This window comes from Pseudoalteromonas sp. meg-B1, from assembly GCF_003173795.1.
Classification (GTDB): Bacteria; Pseudomonadota; Gammaproteobacteria; order Enterobacterales; family Alteromonadaceae; genus Pseudoalteromonas; species Pseudoalteromonas undina.
In genome coordinates, this window is the sequence record NZ_QGQU01000008.1 from 76,305 (window position 1) to 84,135 (window position 7,831).

A 7,831-nucleotide genomic window follows, 5' to 3' on the forward strand; every position below is an offset into this window, starting at 1 on the left:
TTATGGCTAGCAAGGATTTAAGGATATTTTTATGCTGACTCAGTTAAAGCGCATCTGCTTTATTGGCCTTTTGGCTGTTTTAAGTAGTGCATCAAATGACGCTTTATCAAATGAGCAGCCAAGTTTGTTTGAGCAGTTTAATCTTGAACAAGCATGGCCTGAAAAGCATCGCCTTGCAACCGATATCTTATCGAACCCTGATGTTCCAAATTTACAACGCATTACTATTTATAGCGATTTAGCTGAGCTGGCGTTTGCGCAAAGTGATTTAGCCAATGCACTAAAATATTTTAAATTGCTAGAGACCAATAGTACGTTAAAAGATCAGCCTAAACTTTTCTTTCGTGCGATTAAAATGCAAGGAGTTGTGCTTTATTATCAAGGGTTAGTGCAACAAGCGGTCGTTGATTATAGCCGCGCGTTAAACATCGCAATTGCGCTTAAAAGTCCGATAAAACAGGCTAATTTACTTAGTAATATCGGGCTTGCTTATTTTGATATGTATAACATGGAGCTAGCTCTTGATTATTATCAGCAAGCCAAAGTAATTTATGAAAAAGAGGGGAGCGCACAAGATAAGGCCGATATATTACATAATATTGCCGGTATTTATATTCGTCTCTCTCGATATGAGTCAGCTCTTGAGATGTACCGTGAGGTTTTAAAAGTTTTTCAAGAACTTGGCGATGAAGACGGTGTTGCCCAAGCATACGGTAATATGGGGGTGGCGTACACAGAATCGAGACAGTACCAATTAGCACTGCATTATAATCAGTTGGCCTTACGTTACTATCAAAGCGTTAATAATGCGTTTCAACTTTCTACCAAGCATACAAACTTAGCCACCATCAACCTTAAACTAAATAAATTTGATGTTGCCTTTTATCACGCTAATGCGGGCCAACAATTTGCAATAGAAGCGGATAATAAGTCTTTATTAGCGGCAGCTTTACATGTGTTGTCAATTGTTCAATTTGTACAAGGTGATACGCAAAGTGCCAAACAAACCTCAGAGCACTCAATTACCCTTGCCAAAGAGTACAATAATGGCATGCGTATTAAAGATGGCTTAGGAATTGAAGCACTAATAAATGCGAGCTTAGGGGATTATGAAAAAGCGCTAAATTTACACCAACAGTACGTTGATTATCAGCGTAGTGTGAATACCGAAGAAGCTTCAAAAGCGGTCAGTCAATTTCAAATCCAGTTTGAATCGAATCAGCTAAACCAAGAAATTAAACAATTAAAACAACAACAATACTTACAAGAATTGCAAATAGCTAAGCGTTCACAGTTAACGTTTTTGTTGGTGATTGTTGCCATATTAATTTTAATTACGGTAATTGCTGTTTATAAGCGCCGAACAGAAAAGCAAGCTAAGTTAAAGTTAAGCGAACAAGTTGAACAGCGTACTAAAGAGCTACAAAGTGTGGCGCAAGAGCTACGTGAAGCAAACGAGGTGAAAAGCCAGTTTTTAGCGAATATAAGCCATGAAATAAGAACACCGTTAACTGCTATTTTGGCACAAACTGATGATCTTATTAATGGTCTATACAAGCCGGAACAGTTACAAGATGAGCTTAGAGTAATACAACGTCAAAGTGAGCATTTAAAAAGCTTGATTAATGATGTGTTGGACTTAAGTAAGATAGAGGCAAACCGGTTAGAACTTAATATTAGTTGTTTTGATGTGGTGAAGCTTATCAACGATATTCACGCTATGTTTTCTCCTCAAACTAAAGCGAAAGGTTTATCGTTAGTTTTAGACTGCCAGTTAGAAAAATCCTATTTTACGCGATTAGATTTAACGCGAGTAAAACAAATTCTTATTAATTTATGTGCTAATGCTATTAAGTTTACTCATAAAGGGCAAGTAACTATTGGTGTTAATAAAACCGAGCAAGGGTTACTCTTTTCGATTAAAGACACTGGGATTGGCATGAGCTCATCTCAACTTAAACTTATTTTTGAGTGTTTTAGCCAAGCAGATAACAGTATTAGCCGACGTTTTGGTGGCACAGGACTAGGTTTGAGCTTGTCGCAGCAATTAGCGGCGATGATGGGTGGCTACATAAGTGTTCAGAGTGAGTTTAAAAAAGGCAGTGAGTTTTCATTTTATTTGCCTTGTATACAAGTTGAAGAGCAAGTTTGCCATGACGATCAGCAAGCTAAGTCAGATGAGCGACACAGATTATTATCGGGTAAGGTGGTGCTTGCTGAAGATCACAGTGATAACCGCAAACTGATCAGTCGTTATTTACATTCTCTTGGGCTAGAAGTGATTGCCGTTGAAAACGGTGAGCAAGCAGTAGAACAAAGTTTAAAGCTATACCCAGATTTAGTACTATTAGATATTCAAATGCCTGTTATGGATGGTATTTCTGCGTTTGAACTACTCAAGCAATGTGGTTATGAGCAGCCTATTTTAGCATTAACGGCCAATGCCATGAGCCACGAGATTGACCACTATTTATCACTTGGCTTTAGTGACTATTTAGCAAAGCCAATCGATAAAGAGTCTTTTTATACTGTGCTAGCAAAATACTTAAATGCTGCAAATACAGAGGTATCAACTGAGCAGGTTCATGTTGATATGAGTGATTTAGTAACGAGCTTTCAACAAAGTCTAGCCGAAGAAAGCGAGCTTATTGAGCTACACTTTAAAGATGCTGATTATCAGGCACTACAAAAAGATAGCCATCGAGTGTTAGGGGCGGCACAAATGTTCGAGTTTAAAGACATAGCCTTAGCGGCAAAAGCGCTAGACGATGAATTACTTCAGCCACAAATAAATACACAAAGGCTAACAACGTTAGTCAATAACTTACAGGCACTGTTTAAAAAATACGAATAAATTAATTTACTCTGAAAATAAAAAAGACACCATTTGGTGTCTTTTTTATTTAAAAACGTTGATTTAACTAGAGTTTAGCTTACTTACGTTTCATCGAATCAAAAAACTCATCGTTGGTTTTACTCATCGATAGTTTATCAATTAAAAATTCCATGGCGTCAATTTCTGACATGTCATGTACTATTTTACGTAAAATCCACAGCTTTTGTAGTTCATCTGGCTTAGTGAGTAATTCTTCACGGCGTGTACCAGAGCGATTAAAGTCGATAGCTGGGAATACACGTTTTTCCGCAATTTTACGGTTAAGGTGTAGTTCCATGTTACCTGTACCTTTGAACTCTTCGTAGATAACTTCATCCATTTTAGAGCCGGTATCAATAAGCGCCGTCGCAATAATTGTTAAGCTACCGCCTTCTTCAACGTTACGTGCAGCCCCAAAGAAACGCTTAGGCTTATGTAGCGCATTAGCATCTACACCACCGGTTAGTACTTTACCTGATGATGGAATAACCGTGTTATATGCACGTGCTAAACGGGTGATTGAATCAAGTAAAATAACAACGTCTTTTTTATGCTCAACTAAGCGCTTTGCTTTTTCGATAACCATTTCCGCAACTTGTACGTGGCGAGAAGCTGGCTCATCGAATGTTGATGCAATAACTTCGCCTTTTACTAGGCGTTGCATCTCAGTAACTTCTTCCGGGCGTTCATCAATAAGTAAAACCATTAATGTAACGTCAGGGTGATTATGTGTGATTGATTGCGCAATATTTTGTAGCAACATTGTTTTACCCGCTTTTGGCGGTGCTACTAATAAACCACGTTGGCCGCGGCCAATTGGTGATGCTAAATCAAGAACTCGTGCGGTAATATCTTCTTTACTGCCGTTACCGCGTTCCATACGAAAACGTTCGTTTGCATGAAGTGGGGTTAGGTTTTCAAAAAGGATTTTAGTGCGAGAGTTTTCAGGTTTATCAAAGTTAACTTCATTTACTTTAAGCAAAGCAAAGTAACGCTCACCGTCTTTTGGTGGACGAATAAGACCTGAAATAGAGTCGCCAGTACGCATACTAAAGCGGCGAATTTGACTCGGAGATACATAAATATCATCTGGGCCTGCTAAGTAAGAAGCTTCTGATGATCTTAAAAAGCCAAAACCATCTTGCAAAATTTCTAAAACACCACCACCGAAGATATTCTCTCCGCCTTTGGCGTGTGATTTAAGAATTGCAAAAATGATATCTTGCTTTCTCAAACGGGCTACGTTTTCGAGCCCCATGGACTCAGCTTGGTTTACAAGCTCTTTTATAGACTTGTCTTTTAATTCGCGTAAATGCATATTGGTGGGTTCTTTATTACAGTTGTCATACTCAAAATCGCTTTATTAGATCGTTGAGTGAGGTTCGTTGAATATAACTAAGGATTAGTTGGCTTTATAAACTAGCAGGTCATTACAGCAGCGTCCAGTACTTCTGCAAAATAAATTATAAAAAAAGGGCTGAGAGCCCTTTTTTTAATTAACACTTATTAGATGTTATTTTCTAAAAACTCAACTAATTGTGTTTTTGATAGTGCGCCTACTTTAGTTGCAGCTACTTGACCATCTTTGAAAAGTAGTAGTGTAGGGATACCACGAATACCAAACTTTGGTGGTGTGCCTGCATTTTGGTCAATGTTTAATTTAGTGATAGTTACACGGCCATCAAACTCATCAGCAACTTCGCTTAGAATTGGGGCGATCATCTTACACGGTCCGCACCATTCTGCCCAAAAGTCTACTAGTACAGGTTTGTCTGATTGTAATACGTCAGCTTCAAAGCTATCGTCGGTAATTTGGATTATTTTCTCGCTCATTGCGCTCTCCGGTTTAGTTAGGCGAAATATTTAGTGCGTATTTAAACACTCTTGTTTCTTATTGCAAGTTTAAACGTTATGCTTAAACGCTATGACTAAGACACATTTGACCGATAAAAAGTTTTCAGACTTTGCTATTGCACCGGAAGTGGTTGCCGGGTTAACCGAAAGTGGGTTTGAATATTGCACACCCATTCAAGCTAAATGCCTACCTTTTATTTGTGAAGGGCGCGATATTGCGGGCCAAGCACAAACAGGTACTGGCAAAACGTTGGCATTTTTAACTGCCACGTGCCACCGGTTATTACAATCTAGCAAAGCACCTAGTAAACATCCAAGAGCCCTGATCATGGCCCCAACTCGGGAGCTTGCGATTCAGATACACAAAGATGCAAAAATTTTAGCGCCGCACTGTAATCTTAACTTAGGTTTAGTATATGGTGGCGAAGATTACGAAAAACAACGTGCACAACTAGAAAAAGGCGTTGATATTTTAATTGGCACCACAGGTCGCCTAATCGATTTATATAAGCAAGGCTGTTACACCCTTAATGAAATTGAGGTAGTCGTGCTAGATGAAGCCGATCGTATGTTCGATTTAGGTTTTATTAAAGATATTCGTTATATGTTCCGTCGTATGCCAGATACGTCAGAGCGTTTAAACTTATTATTCTCTGCTACGCTATCGTATCGTGTGCAAGAGCTTGCATTTGAACACATGACCAACCCTGAGCATGTGCAAATAGAGCCCGATGTAAAAACAGGTAAACGTATTCAAGAAGAGCTATTTCATCCTTCACAAGAAGATAAAATTAAGCTGTTGTTAACCTTGATTGAAGAAGAATGGCCTGAGAAAGCCATTGTTTTTGCTAATACCAAGCATAGCTGTGAAACCGTATATGCATGGTTAAAAGCAGACGGACATCGTGTGGGCATGCTCACCGGTGATGTAAACCAAAAGAAACGCCAGTCAATACTCGCGCAATTTAGTAAAGGCGAGCTAGACTTTTTAGTGGCTACCGATGTTGCTGCACGTGGTTTGCATATTCCAGAAGTAAGTCATGTATTTAATTTTGATTTACCTGACGATTGCGAAGATTACGTTCACCGCATTGGTCGTACAGCTCGAGCAGGCGCTTCAGGTCATGCAATTAGCTTTGCGTGTGAGCAATATGCTTATAACCTTCATGAAATTGAAGAATACATTGAGCACAGCATTCCATTATCACATTACGATAAAAGTGCATTGCTAGATGATTTAACGAAGCCGACTATTCATAGAAAACGTAATTTTTCTACTGGTCCACGTAATCGTAGTAATAACAACGGACGTCGCCCAAATAATGGTTACCAAAAAGGACGGTCTTAACCGACCGTTAGTTTGATTGTATTTGTAACTAGAGGTTTTTGAACGGTGGGGCAACTTAAACCGCAAAAAAATGTATATGCAGTCATTGATTTAGGCTCAAATAGCTTTCATATGCTTATTGCCAAATCAATGGCGGGCGGCCTGCAAACAATAGGACGCGTCAAACGTAAAGTAAGACTCGCGGCTGGGCTTGATGATGATAATTTATTGAGCTTAGAGGCTATGCAACGAGGCTGGGAGTGTTTGGCCTTGTTTGCAGAGCGGTTGCAAGATATTCCAGCGCAAAACATCACCATTGTTGCCACTGCAACACTTCGTTTAGCAACCAACGCCGACGACTTTAAACTACGTGCAGAAGAAATATTAGGACATAAAGTTAATGTTATTAGCGGCGAGCTAGAAGCACGAACGATTTATAAAGGGGTTGCACATACCTCTTCATGTACAGGCAAGCAGCTGGTTATTGATATTGGTGGAGCGAGTACCGAGGTTGTTATTGGCCAAGGCTTTGAAGCGCGTCACTATAAGAGCCTTAATATTGGCTGCGTGACTTTTCTCGAACGCTACTTTAAAGATTGCCAATTAAATGAAGCAAACTTTAATGCTGCTATAAAAGCAGCGCGAAATGTTGTTGATAAAATAGCACCTGAATATAAAACAGCTGGTTGGCAACTTGCCTCTGGTGCGTCAGGTACAGTGCAAGCTATTCAAGAAATTATGGTGGCACAAAATTTAAATGAAATGCTCACCCTTGAAAAGCTCTATACCATCAAACAACAATCCATAGCTTACAAAACAATAGCTGAACTCGATTTACCAGGGTTAAGTGAAGAGCGACGGTTAGTGTTTGTATCTGGGCTGGCTATTTTAATTGCACTGTTTGAGTCACTAGAAATAGAACAAATGGGGTTAGCGGGTGGTGCTCTTCGTGAAGGTGTTTTATATAGCATGCTACCGGAGCTACATAATACCGACATTCGCCAACGTACTATTGATGGTTTTATGAACCGTTATCATGTTGATCAAAAGCAAGCATCTAGAGTATCAAGTTTAGCAGTACTGTTAGCTAATGAAGTCAGTCAGTATTGGCCGATTGAAGCACAAAACGGATTACCGCTTTTGAATGCCGTCGCGCAGCTGCATGAAATAGGTTTATTAATAGAGTATAAGCAGTACCACAAACATACCGCTTATATCTTAGAAAATACCGATATGCCTGGTTTTTCACAATCAGAACACAAAGTGATCGTTGCTATAGCTAATAGTCATCGCTGGGACCTTCAAAAGGGATGCTTAGATCATCTAGGTGTACATAGTATTGTTACCGCATATATGGTTCGACTATTACGTATTGCCGTTATTTTATCTATGCGCCGACAAGATGATGTGTTGCCAAACTTTAAGATAACAGCTGAGAATGAAGAGTTAGTGATTCAATTTGAAAATAACTGGTTAAAAAACCACCCATTGATGGCAAGTGAGCTAAATCAAGAGATTAAGTATCAAAAAAAATGCGGTTGGAAACTTAAAGTGAGTTAGTTAATCCGGCTTTCGCAGAGTTTTTAGTGGTTAAAATGAGCTTTTAGTTGTATTTTTGTTCGAACAGTCATTTATTTCAAGTTTTCTGCAAAAAAGGGTTGATCTGTTTTCGGATCTCCCTATAATGCGACCCCACTGAGACGGCAGAGCGCAACGCATAGCGAGGCACGAGCTACTCAGTGAGTCGAGTAAAACTTAGTTCTGAAAACTTTCGA

Annotated in this window: 5 protein-coding genes; 3 read left to right on the top strand and 2 right to left on the bottom strand. The window is 39.3% G+C overall.

The window, feature by feature from the left end:
* Positions 1-31 precede the first annotated feature (31 nt).
* Positions 32-2,854, top strand: a complete 2,823-nt coding sequence (locus tag DK924_RS18025; protein ID WP_109875821.1) for a tetratricopeptide repeat protein — start codon at positions 32-34, stop codon at positions 2,852-2,854.
* A gap of 79 nt (positions 2,855-2,933) precedes the next feature.
* Here the strand turns inward: DK924_RS18025 and rho are convergent, their stop codons facing one another.
* Both rho and trxA read right to left on the bottom strand, forming a co-directional pair.
* Positions 2,934-4,193 carry a transcription termination factor Rho gene (gene rho / locus DK924_RS18030; protein ID WP_010392671.1) on the bottom strand — a complete coding sequence of 420 codons (1,260 nt, stop codon included), beginning with the start codon at positions 4,191-4,193 and terminating at the stop codon, positions 2,934-2,936.
* Between the two features lie 188 nt (positions 4,194-4,381).
* Complete coding sequence (gene trxA / locus DK924_RS18035; protein WP_008109071.1) at positions 4,382-4,708, bottom strand: thioredoxin TrxA; 327 nt, start codon at positions 4,706-4,708, stop codon at positions 4,382-4,384.
* Between the two features lie 91 nt (positions 4,709-4,799).
* On the opposite strand from trxA, the gene rhlB reads away from it, so the two are divergent.
* Both rhlB and gppA read left to right on the top strand, forming a co-directional pair.
* Complete coding sequence (gene rhlB / locus DK924_RS18040) at positions 4,800-6,077, top strand: ATP-dependent RNA helicase RhlB (protein WP_010392673.1); 1,278 nt, start codon at positions 4,800-4,802, stop codon at positions 6,075-6,077.
* A 45-nt stretch (positions 6,078-6,122) separates the two neighbouring features.
* A complete protein-coding gene (gene gppA / locus DK924_RS18045) occupies positions 6,123-7,616 on the top strand; it encodes a guanosine-5'-triphosphate,3'-diphosphate diphosphatase (protein ID WP_109875822.1) in 1,494 nt (497 codons plus the stop codon).
* Positions 7,617-7,831: the final 215 nt, after the last annotated feature.